Genomic DNA, 17,837 nt, shown 5'->3' with positions numbered 1-17,837 from the left:
TTATATCTTTTTTCTTTGCAATTTTTAATTGTTTTTTTAGCAAATTTTTATAAAATATACATCTAATTCCCAGTTACACCTATAAAATGACCAGTTATGCAAAATATGTTGAAATATTTTATATATATTTATATGATTAATGTCTATAGGTCAATTGAAATAATCACTTTTTCGAGAAGGTTATAATTTTTTTATTACCTTCTTTTTTTATTATAAATTATAAATCAATAAATAGAAAATACTCTAAGTTGCTTTTAAATAATGACTTTATGGTTCAATTGTACTAAAATAGTATATGTAGGTTACAAATAATCTAATAAATATTAAAGCTTGGAGGTAATAGATATGGCAGATTGTAATTCATGTCCATCAAAGGGAAATTGTAATAGTCAATCAAATTGTTCTATTGAAAATAACCCTAACAATAAATTTGGAAAAATAATTGGTGTTATGAGTGGGAAAGGTGGGGTTGGAAAATCAACTGTAACTGCTTTACTTGCTAATAAACTAAACAAAATGGGATATAAGGTTGGTATATTAGATTCAGATATAACTGGACCAAGTATTCCTAGACTTATGGGTGTAAAAAATGTAAAAGCTTATTCTGATGGCTCTTATATTTATCCTGTAGAAAACTCAAATAACATAAAAGTAATGTCTATAAACCTTATGATAGATGATGAAAATGAACCTGTTGTATGGAGAGGACCTTTACTTGGAGGTGTTGTAAAACAATTTTATACTGATGTTCTTTGGGAGGAGTTAGACTATTTATTAATAGATATGCCTCCTGGTACTGGAGATGTTGCATTAACAGTTATGCAATCTATACCTATAAGTGGAATAGTTATGGTTTCAGTACCTCAAGACTTAGTGTCTATGATTGTATCAAAAGCTGTTAATATGGCTAAAAAAATGAACATAAATGTTCTTGGAGTTATTGAAAACATGAGTTATATCCAGTGCCCTGATTGTTCTAAAAAAATAAAATTATTTGATGGAGAATCTACTGAAACATTTTTAAATGATTTGGATTTAGAACTTTTAGGAGAACTTCCTATGACTAAAGAAATTATAGATATCACTCATAATGGAGTTACAGAAATTAGCAATGATTTAGACTCAATATTAACTAATGTTGTTGAAAAAATTAAATAAATAAAAACTTTATAGTTTTTATATTTACGATAAAAGAGGCTTGTCTTTATTTTTAAACAGTACAAATAAAGATATACCTCTTTTATATTTATCTATGTTTTAAGTACACAAAATACTCTTCTACTATATCTCCATTTTTTACTTTCACTAAGTATTCATTATAATGAGCGTTATATGGTTGTGTCATTTTACATTCTATTACATTTTCTATGTCTTCTAATTCTAAAAGTTCTACATCCTTTAAAAATTTTCTCTCTATGAGTTCCTTTAATCTTTCCATAACATATCCCCACTTCCCCTATAATTAAGATAAATTCTATATACTTTTAATTACAAAATTTACCTATTTATTATATTATATCCAATATCTTGGGGTTTCTAACACAACTCATAAGTTATTTTAATAAAACATGTATTCATTTTTAATAACTATATCCACAATAAACAATTTTGCATATTTTCTATGTATTTAGAGCTATATATTTAGTATTTTTTCGATTATATAAAGAATTCCCCTTAGACCTACAAATGGAGTATATGGATATATATTTACACTTTTTAGATTTGGATTACTTATTTGTATATCCAGTTTTGAATTGTGTTTCATATCTATACTAGCACCATCTGCAAGTAATACTAATAAGTCACTCTCCTTTAAATATTTACTTCTATCCAGTTCATCGTTTCCAATATAGACAGATTTATCATTACAATCTGCATTATGTAAGATGTTAACTCTATCAACTTCAAGACCTAATTCCTCTAACAAGTCTCTGAAACCCAAAGCAGTATCATAATCTCCAAATACAGCACATTTTTTACTTTCTTCATAAAAATAAAACTTTCTTTTTATATTAAATAAATATTTCTTTATACTAGAAACTTCATCTTCATAAGCATTTTTATCTAAATCCCATTTAGTTACTTTTTGTATTTCATTTATAAACTCTTCAGTATTTTTTATTCCATAAGGTTTCTTATATACATATGGTATATTGTACTTATCTTTCATAAAATCAGCTGCTTTTATACCTTCTTTTCTAAGAACTATATTTAAGCTTGATTTGGACGCATTTTCTATCTCATCTATTGATGTATATGATGTAAAAGTTGCATTTACTTCTTTTTTAAAAAACGTCTTCATCATCCTTTTAATTTCTTCACAATCTGATAAAAAATTAAATTGGTCTATAGTACATCCAATTATATTAAAACTATCAAATTTTTCATTACTATCTTTAACAACTTCTTTTGCTAATATATATAGAAGCTCTTCTACGCCTTGGTTATAATCATCTCTTAAACCACCTGTTGTAATTGGAATTAATTTACAACTTACAGACTCATTTAAAATGTTACATATCCCGATTATATCTGTACCTATAATTGAAGATACCGATGAAGCCATTACAAAAATATACTTGGGTCTGATATTATTATCTATTTCAATTATAGCTTTCTCTAATCTATCATAGTTTCCAAAAGTAACATCACTTTCACTCATATGAGTTGAATAGATTTTAGCCTTATCTTCGCCATTGAGACTTCCAATTGCTTCTACAGCATAATGAGTTGTGCCTGATGGTCCAAATTCTATGACACAAGCTTCATTTATTGATGATACTGTAAATATTATTCCCATTCTATCAGAAGGATTTGGAAAATATTTATATATTTCCATATTAAATCACTTCCTTTCTTGCCGATTTTTTTACATCGAATAGTTTTATTAAAGTTTCCATTATTCCTATAGGAAGCTCAAAACCTATTTTTTGTGCATGTTCATCTAATGTTATTTGTATAAGCCCTTTCTCTTTTAATAACATCGGGTTTTCATGCCCTATATAAATATCTGCATTTATAGTTTCATATAAATTTCTAAGTGGCGCTATATTTGCAATTCTACTTACATATGGATTATATCCTTTTTTTATTATGTTATCTTTAAATAAACTATCTTGTTCATAAAGCTCTCTCACTTGAATAAATTCTGGAACCAATCCTAACTCAGTTAAAAAATCAACTGTTTCAAATGCCATCATTGGTGTATTTCCATAAATTAATTTTTTACCCTCTAATAAAAACCTACATTCACTCAATAATGAATTGTATGTCTGTCTTTGCTTTGATAACTCATCTTGTACATCTATATCTAAAACTTTACAAAGTTTATTATAGTTTTCTATTATAATTGATTCTTTCATGTTTTTATCAAAATATATGTATTCTATCCCAAACTTATTTTTCATATCTTCTGCTAAATCCAAAGCTATCATGTCTGTCACTATGTTTAATTTAGCACTAGATGCACTTTTAATGTCTTTTATAGTACACTTAGATGGGATTACACAATTTATTTTTACATTTTCTTTTACAAGCAATTTTACAAGTTCTGTATCTTCTACATTCTCTTGTCTATGACCTAAAATATTAACTCCTTCTTTATTTTTATAACGCTCCATAACTGATGATAAACTTTTTAAAGCTCTAGTCATACCAAGTATATGGGAATTACAAGTATAATGCTCTGTATTAACCGTTAAGACAGGTATTCCAATCATATCTTCTAATTCACTAGACAAAACATTATAATCTTCGCCTATTAATTCTGGTACACATGTAGTTACTATCATTATTGCATCAAATTTTTCAGTTTCTGAAATATACTTTACAGCCTCTACTACTTTTTTTTCTGCTCCAAAAACTATATCTTTATCTTTTAATACTACTGAATAAACACTATCTCTGCCAAATTGTCTATGATATGCAAAATTTTTACTATAGTAAGTACATTCATTAGTTCCTACTATTACAAGGGCCATATTCTTTATATATGATGCAGTCAATACAACTCCAAACAATGGACAATGTGTTCCTGGGAATACAGCATATGATAAAGACTTTATATCTTTATCACAATCTATATCTTTTAATCTATTTAATACATCTAAAGTATACATATTTTTTCCTTTCTAATCTTACTACCCATGTAATTTTAAGATTATAAAACTACATGGACAGTAACTTTTTTTCTTTAATTATCAATTATTAAACTTTCATATACTGCTAGTTCTTCTACATAGCATTATTGGATGAATCCTAGGCTTTTTACTAATTGGGTCTACATCTATATCACATTTCACTTTATAGACATCTTTTATTATTTTTTCACTTATTACCTTGTTAGGATGACCATCTGCTACTATAGAACCTTTATTCATAATAATAAGTCTATCACTATATTTACTTGCTTGATTTATATCATGTAAAACCATAATTATAGTCATTTTAAATTTTTTATTTATATCTTTTACAAGTTCCATAAGTTCTAATTGATGAGATATATCTAAATATGTTGTTGGTTCATCTAATAAAAGTATATCTGGCTTTTGACAAAGAGCCATCGCTAACCATACCCTTTGCCTTTCACCTCCAGATAGATTACTCACCAATTTATCTTTATATGTTTCAAGACCTGTATTTCTCATCGCCCAAGTCACTATCTCATCATCGTTCTTATTTTTACCTTCAAAAAAACCTTTATGTGGTATTCTCCCATAGTATATTAAGTCTTTTACCTTTATATCTTTTAAAGAGACATTATGTTGAGCTAATAATGCAACTTGTCTTGAAATTTCTTTATTACTCATGACTTTCATATTTTTTTTACCAATATATATGTCACCTTGTTTGATTTTCAATATTCTAGACAATGATTTAAGAAGTGTAGACTTTCCTGAACCATTTGGTCCTAATATAGAGACTACTTCGCTTTTTTTTATGCTTACACTCAGGTTGTCTATGACAATTTTATCTTCATATCCTATTGTAATATCTTTTATATTAAACATTAATAACTGCCTCTCTTTCTTAATAAGTATAAGAAGAATGGACCTCCTATTATGGACATAATAACACCCACTGGAATCTCTATTGAGCCTCCTATTGTTCTTGCTAATGTGTCTGCAATTAATAAAACTATACTTCCTAAGATTATACTAAATGGGATTGTATATTTATGGTCACTACCAAGTAACATACGTGTTATATGTGGCACTATTAGACCTACAAAACTAATAACACCTACTATAGAAGTGGAAACTCCAGCTAGAAATATTGCTACTAATGATATTACAAATCTACTTCTATTTACATTAAAACCTAGATTTGTAGCTGCATCATCTCCTAATTGTAGTACATTTGCACTTCTGATAAGGAAAACCGCCCCTATAAGACCTGCAATAGAATGCCATATCAACATATTTACATCTAACCATGTTTTTGTTGCCAAACTCCCATTTAACCATAACATTGCACTTTGGATTCTTTCGCTATACATAGTTGATAAATATGATATTACACCACCTAATATAGTGTTTACTGCTACACCAGCTAGTATAATTCTCTCTGGTCTAAGACCATTTTTATATGCCATTAAATATACCACTGCACAAGATATAAGACCTCCTATAAAAGCAACTATTGGTAACATACTTGTGTATTGTGGAAATAGAAGCAGTATTATAATAGCAGCTACACTTGCTCCTGTTGATATACCTGTTATTCCAGGGTCTGCTAATGGGTTTTTCATAACAGCTTGTAACAACAGACCAGAAACAGCTAAATTCGCTCCAACTAATGCTGCTAATATATTTCTAGGTAATCTCATCTTATATACAATTGTAGTAACCATTGGATTATTTTCATTTATCAGTGCATCAAATATCTCTTTAAGACTTAAGTTTACACTGCCTATAGTAGAAAAAAGAATTAGCAAAACAATTACAGTTATCATGCCTGTAATTATTAATAAAATTTTTTTATTATCCATATTATTCACCTAAAATTTATTTATCTCCATACAAGATATCTCCTAATTTATTTATTGAATCTTTAACATATATATTTGCAGATACATTAAATATACTTGAATCTAAATCTACAACTTTCCCATTTTTTACTGCGTCTAATGTTGCCCATGCAGGATTTTTTTCAAAAGAGTCATCAAATGCTTTCTTAGTCTCTTCAATATTTCCATGTGCAAATCTAAGTATATAATCTGGATTTTCTTTTAAAATTTGTTCTAAACTAAACTGTATATAACCTGACTCTACATTATCTGTTAAATTATCAGCTATATTTTCAGCACCTACTGTTTTTATTAAATCTCCAAGATATGAGCTTTTTGTAGCTAACATAAAATTATTTCCACCACCAAATAATATTGCTACCTTTGGTTTTTTTGCTTGTTTTTTTGATTTTTCTACTACAGATTGTTCTACTCCTTCTAATTCATCAATAAGTTTTTTTGCTTCACTCTGTTTATTTATTTTTTCTCCTAAACTTTCTATACTTTTAAGAAATTTTGTATATGTACCAGTCTCAAAATAAAAGGTATCTAAGTTATATTCCTTCATGCTTTTTTCAACATTTTCTTTAAACATACTATCAACTACAAATACATCTGGTTTTAGAGATGCTACAATTTCTAAATCTGGATTCATAGCCTGTCCTACTTCTGGCAAATTTTTATATTTTTCAGGTAAATCAGATTTGGTTGTTGGTATTCCTACCAATGTAGCATCCAATTTATCTAGGACTTGTGTCGCTGCCACTGTAGCTGAAGCTACATTTACATTATTATTTGTCTCCTTAGATTCACTATCTGATGGTTTTGAGCACCCTGTTAATATTAATGAGCTAAGTAAAAATACTGAGCATAACTTTTTTAATTTCATAAAATTCCCTCCACAATAAACTTTATTTTAAACATATATTTTTTAATTATTTTGCATAATTTTATTTGCAAGATTTATATATACTTCTGACATTTCATTGTATTTATCTTCTTCTATAACAGTTCGTCCATTATTTTCAGACTGCTGTACAATTTTATTTCTTGGTATGTAATGAAAAACTTCACTTTTTATTTCATCTGCCAATTTTTCAACTAATTTCCTTTCATTTTCAACGTTCTTGGCATTTAATATAAGACCTTTTAAAGAGGCATATCCTCTGTTTTTAAATTGTTCTACAGCTAAAGATATATTACTTGCAGCGTACATTGACATCATTTCTCCAGAAGTTACTATGTACACTTCCTTTGCAAATCCATTTCTTATTGGCATTGAGAAACCTCCACAAACAACATCTCCTAGAACATCATAAATTACTACATCCGGATTATATATTTCAAATGCTTTTAATTCTTCTAATTTTTCAAAAGCTGCTATTATACCTCTTCCTGCACATCCTACACCTGGAGTCGGCCCTCCAGCCTCAATGCATAATACTCCTCCATATCCTTCAAACACTATGTCTTCAAGCTTTAGCTCTTCCTTTTTTTCTTTCATTACATCAAGTACTGTTGGTATAAATTTTCCTTTCATCAAATTTTTTGTTGAATCAGATTTTGGGTCACATCCTATTTGCATTACCTTATATCCTAAATGAGAAAGTGATGCTGATAAATTGGAAGTTGTTGTTGATTTTCCAATTCCTCCTTTCCCATAAATAGCTATTTTTTTCATTGACTTTCTACCTCTCTTACATCATAATATTATTTAACGAAATTAATTATCATTCGCAATAACTATTTTAATTGATATATGTTTTTAATTCTTAACTATATTTGTTTTTTTATAAAAATATTTGTATAAATTTAAAAGAGGTGATTTTTTGAAAGATTTTAAAGATGATATGGAACTTATCATTAACGATTTTTTTGACTGCTGTAATATTCCAACAAAAGCAGTTAGTAAGGATTTAAAAGACATTTGCAGTATTGGATATAACTCTACTTTAGAAATATATTTTTCAAGTTTAAATATATTTAAGAACATAAATAGTACAGATTTTATATCTAATAAAAATCTTTCCTATATAATGCTAAGTTTTTGTGATGACATACATATTTTAGTTATGCCCATACATAAGTTTGATGTCTCTAGTGGTTATTTTATTGTAGGTCCTTTTAAGTCTTGTATCAATGATGATATAGAGTTTGTAGACATTCCATTTAAACCTTTATCATGTTTAGATTATATATCCAATCTTTTATCAGAAATATGTCATGATAAAATGAAACATAAACCAGCTCTTAGCTTTTATGTAAAGAAAACTATAGATTATATTCATAAAAACTACTCAGAAGATATAACAGTAACCGATATATGTAATGACCTACAACTTAATAAAAGTTATTTTTGCTCTCTATTTAAAAAAGAAAGCGGATATACTTTTACTAATTTCCTCAATAAAGTTAGAGTTGAAAAAAGTAAAAAATACCTACTAAAAAAAGATTTATCTATTTTGGATGTTGCTGTACTCGTTGGATTCAATAGTCAAAACTACTATAGCATGGTTTTTAAAAAGTTTAATAATCTTACACCAATTGAATATAAGAATATTTATAATTAAAAAATATCATTCTAAAAAGGATGATATTTTTTACATGCTTTTTACAAATAGAGTTAATTCTTTGTTAAATCAACTATACATAAAATGACCTAAATATTAGTCCAAGTCTTTAAATTGCTATATATAGCAAATTTTCTTAAATTAACAACAACTTAAATATTTAACATTCTCTTAACGTATACTTAACAAAACATTAATATTTTTATTGACAAAATTTGTTATTCTATATTAAGGAAACAATAAATTTTAGTTAATAAAGTTTATAATTCAGATAAAAAATTTATTAATTTCTTAAGGGAGGAAATATCGTGAATATAGCAATTAGTCTTATCGGTGGGCTTGGACTTTTTCTTTATGGAATGAGTTTAATGGGAGAAGGTCTACAAAAATCGGCAGGAGACAAATTAAAGAAAATTATTGAACTCTTAACAAGTAATGTTGTTATGGGTGTACTGGTAGGTACAGTTGTTACAGGTATTATACAAAGTTCAAGTGCTACTACTGTTATGGTTGTAGGATTTGTAAATGCAGGAATAATGAATCTAAGTCAAGCTATTGGTGTAATAATGGGAGCAAATATCGGTACGACAGTTACTGCCCAATTAGTTTCATTTAATCTTGAAGGAATAGCACCAATTGCTCTTGGTGTAGGTATTGTATTCTATTTATTTACATCAAATCAAAAAACAAAACATTTATCTGAAATACTTATTGGCTTTGGTATATTGTTTACAGGAATGGAATTTATGAAAGATGCAGTGGCTCCACTTGCTGAGTACAAAGCATTTACTGATGTACTTTTATATTTTAGTAAAAACCCTGTATTGGGTATATTAGCAGGATTTGCTATAACTGGTATTATACAAAGTTCAAGTGCATCTATGGGTATGTTAATAGCCTTAGCTTCTCAAGGTATACTACCTCTATCAGCTGCTTTACCTATCCTTTATGGAGATAATATCGGTACTTGTGTTACTTCACTTTTATCAAGTGTTGGTGCAAGCAGAAATGCTAGACGTGCAGCTGTAATGCATCTAAGTTTTAATGTAATTGGTACAATCATATTTATGCTTGTTTTAAATAAACCTATATCAGCTATAGTTATTCATTTTGACCCAACTGATACGGCTAGACAAATAGCAAATGCACATACTTTATTTAACCTTACAAATGTTATAATATTATTACCATTTTCTAAATACATAGTTAAATTAGCAAGTAAACTTATACCTATTAGAGAAACTGAATCAGAAGTAGTAAATAATACTAAGTACTTAGATGAAAGAATGTTTAGTACTCCATCTATAGCACTTGGTAATACTGTACAAGAAGTTGTAAGAATGGGACATAAAGCTACAAATTCTTTAGAACATGCAATTGCAGGATTCTTAAATAAGAGTAGTGATGATATTAATAAAACTTTTGAATCAGAAAAAGTTGTCAATAAATTACAGAAAGATATACTGAATTATCTACTAAAACTTTCTAAAGAACCTCTTAGAGACGATGAACGTTTTAGAACAGATTTACTTTTTAACACTGTAAATGACATTGAAAGAGTATCTGACCACGCAGAAAATATAGCTGAATTAGCTATGAGTGTTAAAGAAATGAATGTTAATTTCTCTGATAGTGCAATAAAAGAAATCTATGAAATATACAATAAGACTATGACTAACTTTAAAGATGCTTTAATAGTTTTAGATGTTAAAGATTTTGAGTTAGCAAATAAAGTTTTAGAAGTCGAAAATGAAGTAAATTACTTAGAAAAAACTTTTAGAAATTCACACATGATTAGATTAAATAATGGAAATTGTACAATTGATGCTGGTGTGCTTTATCTTGATTTACTTACTAATTTAGAAAGAATTTCTGACCACTCAACAAATATCGTAAAACAAGTATTAAAACTTAAACAAAAAATATAGTGATTACTTTTATATGTAATCATGATCAATAAAAAATAAGAAGCTATAAATGATACTTATATTATTTATAGCTTCTTATTTTTTATACAAGATTAAAATTCTTATATTATCCTTTTGTTATAAAACAATTATTATCTAGATTATTTATAAGTATTTTGCTAAAAATTTAATATCCTAATTTAATAAGTTTATTTTATTTTTTAATATTATTACATTATCTAAATGTGTTATTATATATTTGGATATTTTCATATTTAATAGGAGGGGTTCTACAATGATAAATTATATGGTAGAAATTATATATAGCGAAAAAATAGACGAGGTAGAAAAGATATTGAAAAGTGAAGATATACAATATGAATTTACTTCTCGTGATGGTTTTATATTTTTTGGTTTTTATGAGATGACAGATACATACAGGTTTGAAACTTTATGTTCAGATGAAAAAATTCAATTTAAAAGAATATAATAAATTAAAAAAAGTACATATTTCTAGGCTATATGAAAAAACAGGGCGTCTTTGCCAGTAATTGGCTACCACGTCCCGTTTTTTTGTTATTCTTTCTTTACTATACTAATATAAGTCTTATGCCAAAAATAAGTATCATATCAATGTAAAAAATCATTTTTTTAAAGTAATGCTGTTATCTTCATCATACAGTCATCTGTACCCTTTAACCCTATCATTGGAATTGATAAATTCTCTTTTACAAGTTTTTCATAAAGTTCTGATATAAACAAACCCTTCCCATTGATTTCTTCATCATTGTCTGAAGTAGTATCAACTCCACAATTTGGAGAACGATTAGCACCTATAATACCTACTATTTTAAAACCATATTTGTTATATTCTAAGATTTGTTGCATCACATAATCAACTAATAATTGTAACTTTTTATATTTATCATCTTTTTGCATTTCTTTCCTAATCCTCGTATTTTCTTTTACTACATCTTCATTAGCACCATTTTTATTTCCCCTATCAATTCCCAAACAACAAAGTTCTGGACATGGTAATTGAACAATACCTACTTCTGCATTAATAAATAATTCAATTACATCCTTAAATGTTGCAGGATATATAGCAGTCCCATCTGAAATGGCATTTTGATTTAATAAGCAATGCGCTATAAAAACTACTTTCTTGCTTCTTCCATCTGTAAACATGTTTTCCTCCTCCACTTTTTCTCGTTCTGACCCTTTGGCTATAAAAAATACTCTCAATATTCTACCTAATAACACTGTATTCCTTAACTTGTTTTTTAACTTGGATTTATTTGATGACTTTACAAAGTAATATACTATTTATATTATACTATACAACATATATTTACATCTATTTCCAAAATTGTAATATTTTCATAATCTAAACATTTAAACTTTACATATAAAAAATACACATCTATAAATTATAAATGTGTATTATATGCTAACAATAAGCTAAACTTTCTTACTGATTCTCAATTAGTTATATTTTTTCAAAATAAAATTCATATAAATTAGTTCTATTGTATAATTGAAACCTTAATAATATCTCCATTTTTTCTCTCCAAATGAACTACTTCTCCAGTTAAGTCATAGTCAAATGCTTTGACTAATATTTCAGTAACCTTTTTACCATCAACTACATCATCTTTCCCATTAAATAAATCCAAAGCATTATTCTCAATCATTCTCTTTGCAAAATTCACAGGTAATTTTATATGTATTTTATCGCCTGTATGTGATAAAACTCTTATTCTCAAAAACTTTTCTAAATTATTTCTTGGTGTTTGTTTTGATGCCATGCTATTAAACCACTCTCCTTTATTTTTTATTTAATAATAAATTTTATTCTTAAAAATATCTTTATATGTATTTATTATGAAAGTAACACTATTATTTTCTGATTCTAATTTATATCTGTTCTTCTTTAATATCTATATTTGTTGAGTATCTATAATTTATAGTAATTGTATATTTTGAAATTTTATTTTACAATTATTGTATCCGAATTTAACAAGAGTACCTTATTGAAATATTTTAGTTAAATCAGAATTTGTTTATTATATATATCAAAATAAATTAGCATATTTGTTTTTGATATATTAGGAGGAAATACTTATGAATGAAATAATCAACAATATTTTAAATACTTGCAAACAGTATACATATATTTTGCCAAATAAATTGTTAAGACCATATATAGCACACTATACAATATCTATTCCAGATATAAATATTAAAGAAAATCTTACATTAATACCTGATGCTAGTGGATGTATGATATTTAAATTTGATAAGAAATGTATGGAGAGTGAATTTTGGGGAGCTACAACAAAAACTATTGTTGTAAAAAATGATATAGAAAGTGTACTCTTCAGGGTATTTGTTGAGTTTCGTCCAGGTGGAATGTATTATTTGACAGGTCTTTCTCAAAGAGAATCCACAGATTTAAAAATTAAACTTGAAGATTTTAATACATTATTTAGCTCAGAGATTAATTCTATTTTTGAAAAAACAAGTACTATAAAAGAATTAATAGAAGAATTAGATATGCTATTTTTATCATATTTATTCAAATCAGATATAGTAGATATGACTATCCCAATACTTGAAAATGCAAGAAAACAGGACTCTATTATGTCAGTTAAAAATATTTCTCAAATAAGTTGTTATAGTGAACGTCATTTAAACAGAATTTTTAATAATTCTCTTGGTATGAGTGTTAAATCATATCTAAGACTACTTCGTATAAATATTGTATTACAAGAAGTGCAAAATAATAGAATACCATTTACAACTTTAGCACAAGAGATTGGTTATTACGACCAATCCCATTTTATAAATGATTTTAAATCTATCTGTGGAGTTAATCCAACAACCTATATAAAAAATTTGTCCGATTTTTACAATGAAAAGTATAAATTTTGATGTACAATCATATAAAATTTATATTTAAGGAGTGAGTCAGAATGATAGAATCAAGATGTGGAATTTTGTGTTATGAATGTGAGTATAAAGAAAAGGTCAATTGCAAAGGATGTACATGCATTGACAAGCCTTTTTGGGGTGAAGAATGTCCTGTAAAATCATGTTGTGAAAATAAAAATCTTACACATTGTGGTCAATGTGATACATTTCCATGTGAGATGCTTAATCAATTTGCATATGACAAAGAACAAGGTGATGATGGAAAAAGAATTGCTCAGTGTAAAGAATGGGCTATTGCTAGCCTTATGAGTTAATATATATCATTTCTATATTATAAAGTAGCTCTTTTTAAACTGTTGTTGGTAATCTGCAACAGTTTTTATAATTGAATTTAAAGGTTATTAAGTTAATTTAATAGAATAGTAATTTATTGATAAAATCTAATTTATAAAATTAAAAGTATAAAATTTTAATATCTGTCTATTTTAAATATAGATTATATAATGGAATTAAAATAGACTTAAATTTTATTTTATGTTAAAATCTTTACAGTAATAAATAATTTTATTTTAAGGAGATAATTTTATGAATAATTACTTAAAATTTGCTACATATCAACTTATAGGCTTTACATCTTCTATACCTAGACTCATTAAAATTAAAAAAAATCCTGATAAATTTAGCTTAAAAGAAAAATTTGAATTTATGCAAAAACAAGCTAGAAAATCTTTAGATATAGTAAATATAGACCTTAACATAATTGGAAAAGATACACTACCAAAAGAACCACTTCTATTTGTTGTAAATCATTCTAGTATGCTCGATAGCTTCATATTAGCAGCAAGTGTAGAAAGACCAATTGGATGTGTAATTGCAGACGAACCAGTTTGGAGAAATATACCTATATTTAAAGAATGGGCAAAATTACTAAGATGTGTATATGTAAACAGAAAAAACAATCGAGAAGGAATAAAAAGTATTACTGAAGCCTCTCAAAATATACTTAAAGGTCAAAGTATGGCAATATTTCCAGAAGGAGATTTAACATGGATTAAAGAACCAAATTCACTAGTATCGGATTTTAGAAGTGGAGCTTTAAAAATAGCATATAAAGCAAAATGCCCTATTGTTCCACTAGTAATAAAAAATTCAAAAGATACTTATGAAGGGTATCAACCTATTGGTAAAATTAATTCTCTTCCAGTTGAAGTCGAATTTTTAGAGCCAATTTATGACCATATTAAAAACCCTAGACTAAAGTCTTCTATATTAGGTGAAAATATAAAAAATAACATGATAAATGCAATAGAAAATTTTAGAAAATCAAATAAAACCTTTAAAGAATTTTAATATTAAAATTTATTGACTAAAAAAAATTTTAATGTTAAAATTCTTTTTAAGAGGTGATTAACATGGCAAAAAACACAAAGCAAACAACGGTTCATATTGATGAAACATTACTCAAAGAAGTTAAAAGGATAGGAATTAATGAGAATAAGAGTATATCCCAGATAATAAATGAATCAATAATAAATTATGTATTAGTATATAGAGAAAATGAAGATAAAGAAAAAAATGAACATGATAAAAATTTAAATGAAACAATAAATGCGTTCAAAAAAGAAGAAGAAAAAAGAATACAAGCAAAAAGTGCTGCTAGAGCTATAGCAGAAGCAAAAAAACGAGTTCTTTACTAAAAAACAAAAATCGGTACAAATTAAGCACCGATTTTTTTATATTTAAAATAATTTTAAAAATAATTAAATTCTTCTTTAAATTAAATCACCAACAACTTTTACTTTTATAAGAAGTGCATTTCCAGGAAGGTATGCAAGTGGAACATCTTCTATGTTTAATACTTCTATAGTATCTTTTTTAGCACCAGCCTTTAGAGCTTTATTTACTGCCTCTTGTTTTGCATCTTCTATAGCATCTTCTCTAGACATTTTATCTAAACTATATACTTTTTCTACATCTCCACTTATTTGTCCTAATGCTGCACCAATAGCATTTGCAGCAGTATAATGAGGAGGTCTTATAACATTACTTATGCCTTTTAATTTTTCAGGAACAATTATACTCCCTCCACCTGTTAAAACTAACTCAACATCACCTTGGCTAGTTTTCATTTGGTCTACAGCATCCTCTAGTTTTAAAATTACCTTTTTATATACCTCATCACAATACTCTTTATCTAAATGTTCAACATTAGTTTTTCTATCTTCAAATGCCATATCTAACTTTGTCACAACATCTGATAAAGTTAAAGTATCTCCACCAAATATTATTGCATCTTCAGTTATTTTATATCCAACACTTTCAGGACCTATCTTTATATTATCTTTTTCACCTTTTACACATGTCCCACCAGCAAGACCAATAGTTAAAACATCTGGCATTCTAAAGTTTGTATGTACTCCTCCAATTGTAACAGGAATTGATGATTCTCTAGGGAATCCATTGTATAGTACACCTAGGTCACTTGTAGTACCTCCAACATCAAGTACTATTGCATTTTTTACTTCTGACAAGAAAGAAGCTCCTCTGATAGAATTTGTTATTCCACATCCAATTGTAAAAATTGGATATTTCATTGTATACTCTAAATTCATTAATGTTCCATCATTTTGACTAAAATAAATTTGTGCATCTATACCTAAATCTTTAAGTGCTTTTTCAAATCCTAAAGATACTGCTTTACCTACTTGAGATAATGCAGAATTTAAAATGGCTCCATTTTCTCTTTCTAGTATACCTATATTACCTATTTCATTTGATAAAGATATAGGAATATCACCTAAAATTTCTCTAACCCACTTTGCAACTTCCTCTTCTTGTTGTTTATTTACTGGAGCAAATACTCCACTTATTGCAACACTTTCCACTCTGTCTTTTATTTTATTACAAAATTCTACAACTTCTTCTTTGCAAAGTTCATTTATCTTTCTACCATCAAATTCATATCCACCAGATACCAGTATTGAATCTAGTTCTATTTTTTCTCTTAAATCTTCTGGCCAATCTATAAAAGGGAGAATAGCAGTGGTTGCTGGCTTTCCTATTCTTATCATTGCTACATTATTTAATCTTTTTCTTTCTACAATAGCATTTGTACAATGAGTTGTACCAAGCATAGCATACTTTATTAAAGAATGGTCAATTTCACTTTCATCTATAACTTTTTTTAAGGCATTATAAACACCAGTTTCAACATCTTTTGTAGTTGCTACTTTAACTGAATGAATTACTTTTAATTCCCCATCCAGTATACAAGCATCTGTATTTGTTCCTCCAACGTCAATTCCTACACGATACATCAAAATTTCCTCCTAAAATTTTATTTTCCTTGTAATTCTTCTACTGTTTTATATTCCACATCATATCCAAAGTATCCAGGTCCAACTGTCTCAATTCCTTTTTCTGTTCTCCATTTTTCATTACAAGGAAAAGCTACTACCATAACACGAGAACCGTATTTTATTCTTTCTGTAGTTATTGGAAATCCAGTTTCTAAATCTAACACTGCTATTAAATCTGGCGTAATACAAAGTGGTGTATCACCTTTTTTTGCAATTAAATTCTCATTTTGAAATAATATAGAATACTCTCCATCATATTCATTAATTCCGGCAAAAAAGGCGTGTCCTCTAGTAAATCCACCTTTCAATTCTCTCTTAATATCAATTACCTTTCCTTCAAACAATTTATATCCTTTTAATTCTTTTAATATATTCTCAACAGCACCTTTTGAATCAGATTTATTTTCAAGCAAAAATCCACCTATAGTTTCAGCTATTGTAAGTGTATTACCTATAGCAGCTTTTTTAACTTGAGCTCCACTTAAATTATAGTCACTAATAGAAGAACTTCCTCCCATTTCCACAGTTAGAGTTCTAGCTAGTCTTTCTGACCAAATTCCATCCACAGGATAAAGAATAGCAGAATTTCCTTTTTCATCAGACATTACAGCAGGTGATGCCTCATACCCTTCAAGATAAAAAGTTACCATTTGAGCTTCAGGAAAAGCTCTCCCCATAGAATCAGCATCCAAAATAGGTAGTCCTTTTTTTGCAGCAACTGCTATTGGCATAAGTGAGTTTATTCCACCTATTTCTATAGGAATTATAACATCTACTTTTCTGTTTATTAACTTCTCCATTATTTCTAAAGGTGTAGTTAATTCCACCTCAGAAAGTAATTTTTCTATTGTAATTACAGGAGAACCCATACCAGATACTGGAACTACTAGAGCATCATCATCAAGTTCATCTAAACTTATTACTTTTACAGGACCATATTTTTTAATTGCCTGTTTTGCAACCAATTTACCTACATATGGGTCACCTCCACCTCCAGTTCCAAGTACTGCTGCACCAACTGCTATTTTATCTACACTTTCTTCTGTTAAAAATCTCATGT

General features: G+C 27.6%; 19 protein-coding genes. 8 read left to right on the top strand and 11 right to left on the bottom strand.

Annotation, left to right across the window (positions count from 1 at the left end; translation table 11 throughout):
- Positions 1-345: 345 nt before the first annotated feature.
- The gene (locus tag ACTG45_RS09075) at positions 346-1,158 is read left to right on the top strand and encodes an Mrp/NBP35 family ATP-binding protein (RefSeq protein WP_021384552.1); all 813 of its coding nucleotides are present in this window, start codon (positions 346-348) and stop codon (positions 1,156-1,158) included.
- An 88-nt stretch (positions 1,159-1,246) separates the two neighbouring features.
- Here the strand turns inward: ACTG45_RS09075 and ACTG45_RS09070 are convergent, their stop codons facing one another.
- The 7 genes from ACTG45_RS09070 to ACTG45_RS09040 all read right to left on the bottom strand — a co-directional run bounded on the left by ACTG45_RS09070 (position 1,247) and on the right by ACTG45_RS09040 (position 7,688).
- On the bottom strand, positions 1,247-1,438 hold the full coding sequence (locus tag ACTG45_RS09070) for a hypothetical protein (protein ID WP_021384545.1): 192 nt from the start codon (positions 1,436-1,438) through the stop codon (positions 1,247-1,249).
- Between the two features lie 195 nt (positions 1,439-1,633).
- Positions 1,634-2,839: a nitrogenase component 1 gene (locus ACTG45_RS09065; RefSeq protein WP_479920192.1), complete on the bottom strand. Its 1,206-nt coding sequence runs from the start codon at positions 2,837-2,839 to the stop codon at positions 1,634-1,636.
- A 1-nt stretch (position 2,840) separates the two neighbouring features.
- On the bottom strand, positions 2,841-4,118 hold the full coding sequence (locus tag ACTG45_RS09060; RefSeq protein ID WP_479920191.1) for a nitrogenase component 1: 1,278 nt from the start codon (positions 4,116-4,118) through the stop codon (positions 2,841-2,843).
- Positions 4,119-4,214: 96 nt separating this feature from the next.
- Positions 4,215-5,009 (bottom strand): ABC transporter ATP-binding protein, encoded by a 795-nt coding sequence (locus ACTG45_RS09055; protein ID WP_479920190.1) that lies wholly within the window; start codon positions 5,007-5,009, stop codon positions 4,215-4,217.
- On the bottom strand, positions 5,009-5,989 hold the full coding sequence (locus tag ACTG45_RS09050) for a FecCD family ABC transporter permease (protein ID WP_479920189.1): 981 nt from the start codon (positions 5,987-5,989) through the stop codon (positions 5,009-5,011). The genes ACTG45_RS09055 and ACTG45_RS09050 overlap by 1 nt, the downstream gene beginning before the upstream one ends.
- 16 nt (positions 5,990-6,005) lie before the next feature.
- On the bottom strand, positions 6,006-6,896 hold the full coding sequence (locus ACTG45_RS09045; protein WP_479920188.1) for an ABC transporter substrate-binding protein: 891 nt from the start codon (positions 6,894-6,896) through the stop codon (positions 6,006-6,008).
- A 42-nt stretch (positions 6,897-6,938) separates the two neighbouring features.
- Positions 6,939-7,688 carry a nucleotide-binding protein gene (locus ACTG45_RS09040; protein ID WP_021384542.1) on the bottom strand — a complete coding sequence of 250 codons (750 nt, stop codon included), beginning with the start codon at positions 7,686-7,688 and terminating at the stop codon, positions 6,939-6,941.
- 148 nt (positions 7,689-7,836) lie between these two features.
- Between ACTG45_RS09040 and ACTG45_RS09035 the strand changes: the two genes are divergently transcribed.
- From ACTG45_RS09035 to ACTG45_RS09025, 3 genes are all read left to right on the top strand, one after another.
- The gene (locus ACTG45_RS09035; protein ID WP_479918659.1) at positions 7,837-8,577 is read left to right on the top strand and encodes a helix-turn-helix transcriptional regulator; all 741 of its coding nucleotides are present in this window, start codon (positions 7,837-7,839) and stop codon (positions 8,575-8,577) included.
- A 308-nt stretch (positions 8,578-8,885) separates the two neighbouring features.
- Positions 8,886-10,505, top strand: coding sequence for a Na/Pi cotransporter family protein (locus tag ACTG45_RS09030; RefSeq protein ID WP_479920187.1), 1,620 nt, complete (start codon positions 8,886-8,888; stop codon positions 10,503-10,505).
- 274 nt (positions 10,506-10,779) lie between these two features.
- Complete coding sequence (locus tag ACTG45_RS09025; RefSeq protein ID WP_021384531.1) at positions 10,780-10,974, top strand: hypothetical protein; 195 nt, start codon at positions 10,780-10,782, stop codon at positions 10,972-10,974.
- A 161-nt stretch (positions 10,975-11,135) separates the two neighbouring features.
- Here ACTG45_RS09025 and ACTG45_RS09020 read toward each other — a convergent pair whose 3' ends face one another.
- Positions 11,136-11,672 (bottom strand): CD3072 family TudS-related putative desulfidase, encoded by a 537-nt coding sequence (locus tag ACTG45_RS09020; protein WP_021384564.1) that lies wholly within the window; start codon positions 11,670-11,672, stop codon positions 11,136-11,138.
- 338 nt (positions 11,673-12,010) lie between these two features.
- Positions 12,011-12,292: a hypothetical protein gene (locus ACTG45_RS09015; RefSeq protein ID WP_021384558.1), complete on the bottom strand. Its 282-nt coding sequence runs from the start codon at positions 12,290-12,292 to the stop codon at positions 12,011-12,013.
- 316 nt (positions 12,293-12,608) lie between these two features.
- Here ACTG45_RS09015 and ACTG45_RS09010 point away from each other — a divergent pair, with 316 nt between their 5' ends.
- The 4 genes from ACTG45_RS09010 (at position 12,609) to ACTG45_RS08995 (ending at position 15,115) form a co-directional block, all read left to right on the top strand.
- Positions 12,609-13,418: a response regulator transcription factor gene (locus tag ACTG45_RS09010; protein WP_021384526.1), complete on the top strand. Its 810-nt coding sequence runs from the start codon at positions 12,609-12,611 to the stop codon at positions 13,416-13,418.
- 41 nt (positions 13,419-13,459) lie between these two features.
- On the top strand, positions 13,460-13,732 hold the full coding sequence (locus ACTG45_RS09005; RefSeq protein WP_021384536.1) for a DUF3795 domain-containing protein: 273 nt from the start codon (positions 13,460-13,462) through the stop codon (positions 13,730-13,732).
- Positions 13,733-14,003: 271 nt separating this feature from the next.
- Complete coding sequence (locus ACTG45_RS09000; RefSeq protein WP_021384534.1) at positions 14,004-14,768, top strand: lysophospholipid acyltransferase family protein; 765 nt, start codon at positions 14,004-14,006, stop codon at positions 14,766-14,768.
- 62 nt (positions 14,769-14,830) lie between these two features.
- Positions 14,831-15,115, top strand: a complete 285-nt coding sequence (locus tag ACTG45_RS08995) for a hypothetical protein (protein WP_021384547.1) — start codon at positions 14,831-14,833, stop codon at positions 15,113-15,115.
- 75 nt (positions 15,116-15,190) lie between these two features.
- Here the strand turns inward: ACTG45_RS08995 and ACTG45_RS08990 are convergent, their stop codons facing one another.
- Together ACTG45_RS08990 and ACTG45_RS08985 are read right to left on the bottom strand one after the other, a co-directional pair.
- Positions 15,191-16,735, bottom strand: coding sequence for a hydantoinase/oxoprolinase N-terminal domain-containing protein (locus ACTG45_RS08990; RefSeq protein ID WP_021384530.1), 1,545 nt, complete (start codon positions 16,733-16,735; stop codon positions 15,191-15,193).
- Between the two features lie 20 nt (positions 16,736-16,755).
- Positions 16,756-17,835: a DUF917 domain-containing protein gene (locus ACTG45_RS08985; RefSeq protein WP_021384507.1), complete on the bottom strand. Its 1,080-nt coding sequence runs from the start codon at positions 17,833-17,835 to the stop codon at positions 16,756-16,758.
- Positions 17,836-17,837 lie beyond the last annotated feature (2 nt).

This window comes from Clostridioides sp. LIBA-7602 (genome assembly GCF_056688945.1).
Note: the sequence above shows the minus strand (reverse complement) of the source record. Positions and strands in the feature narration are given on the sequence as shown.

Bases quoted from the DNA above. Each gene is read 5' to 3' on its own strand.
- ACTG45_RS09075 (WP_021384552.1), top strand. From the start codon at position 346: ATGGCAGATTGTAATTCATGTCCATCAAAGGGAAATTGTAATAGTCAA.
- ACTG45_RS09070 (WP_021384545.1), bottom strand. From the start codon at position 1,438: ATGGAAAGATTAAAGGAACTCATAGAGAGAAAATTTTTAAAGGATGTA.
- ACTG45_RS09065 (WP_479920192.1), bottom strand. From the start codon at position 2,839: ATGGAAATATATAAATATTTTCCAAATCCTTCTGATAGAATGGGAATA.
- ACTG45_RS09060 (WP_479920191.1), bottom strand. From the start codon at position 4,118: ATGTATACTTTAGATGTATTAAATAGATTAAAAGATATAGATTGTGAT.
- ACTG45_RS09055 (WP_479920190.1), bottom strand. From the start codon at position 5,009: ATGTTTAATATAAAAGATATTACAATAGGATATGAAGATAAAATTGTC.
- ACTG45_RS09050 (WP_479920189.1), bottom strand. From the start codon at position 5,989: ATGGATAATAAAAAAATTTTATTAATAATTACAGGCATGATAACTGTA.
- ACTG45_RS09045 (WP_479920188.1), bottom strand. From the start codon at position 6,896: ATGAAATTAAAAAAGTTATGCTCAGTATTTTTACTTAGCTCATTAATA.
- ACTG45_RS09040 (WP_021384542.1), bottom strand. From the start codon at position 7,688: ATGAAAAAAATAGCTATTTATGGGAAAGGAGGAATTGGAAAATCAACA.
- ACTG45_RS09025 (WP_021384531.1), top strand. From the start codon at position 10,780: ATGATAAATTATATGGTAGAAATTATATATAGCGAAAAAATAGACGAG.
- ACTG45_RS09020 (WP_021384564.1), bottom strand. From the start codon at position 11,672: ATGTTTACAGATGGAAGAAGCAAGAAAGTAGTTTTTATAGCGCATTGC.
- ACTG45_RS09015 (WP_021384558.1), bottom strand. From the start codon at position 12,292: ATGGCATCAAAACAAACACCAAGAAATAATTTAGAAAAGTTTTTGAGA.
- ACTG45_RS09010 (WP_021384526.1), top strand. From the start codon at position 12,609: ATGAATGAAATAATCAACAATATTTTAAATACTTGCAAACAGTATACA.
- ACTG45_RS09005 (WP_021384536.1), top strand. From the start codon at position 13,460: ATGATAGAATCAAGATGTGGAATTTTGTGTTATGAATGTGAGTATAAA.
- ACTG45_RS09000 (WP_021384534.1), top strand. From the start codon at position 14,004: ATGAATAATTACTTAAAATTTGCTACATATCAACTTATAGGCTTTACA.
- ACTG45_RS08995 (WP_021384547.1), top strand. From the start codon at position 14,831: ATGGCAAAAAACACAAAGCAAACAACGGTTCATATTGATGAAACATTA.
- ACTG45_RS08990 (WP_021384530.1), bottom strand. From the start codon at position 16,735: ATGTATCGTGTAGGAATTGACGTTGGAGGAACAAATACAGATGCTTGT.
- ACTG45_RS08985 (WP_021384507.1), bottom strand. From the start codon at position 17,835: ATGAGATTTTTAACAGAAGAAAGTGTAGATAAAATAGCAGTTGGTGCA.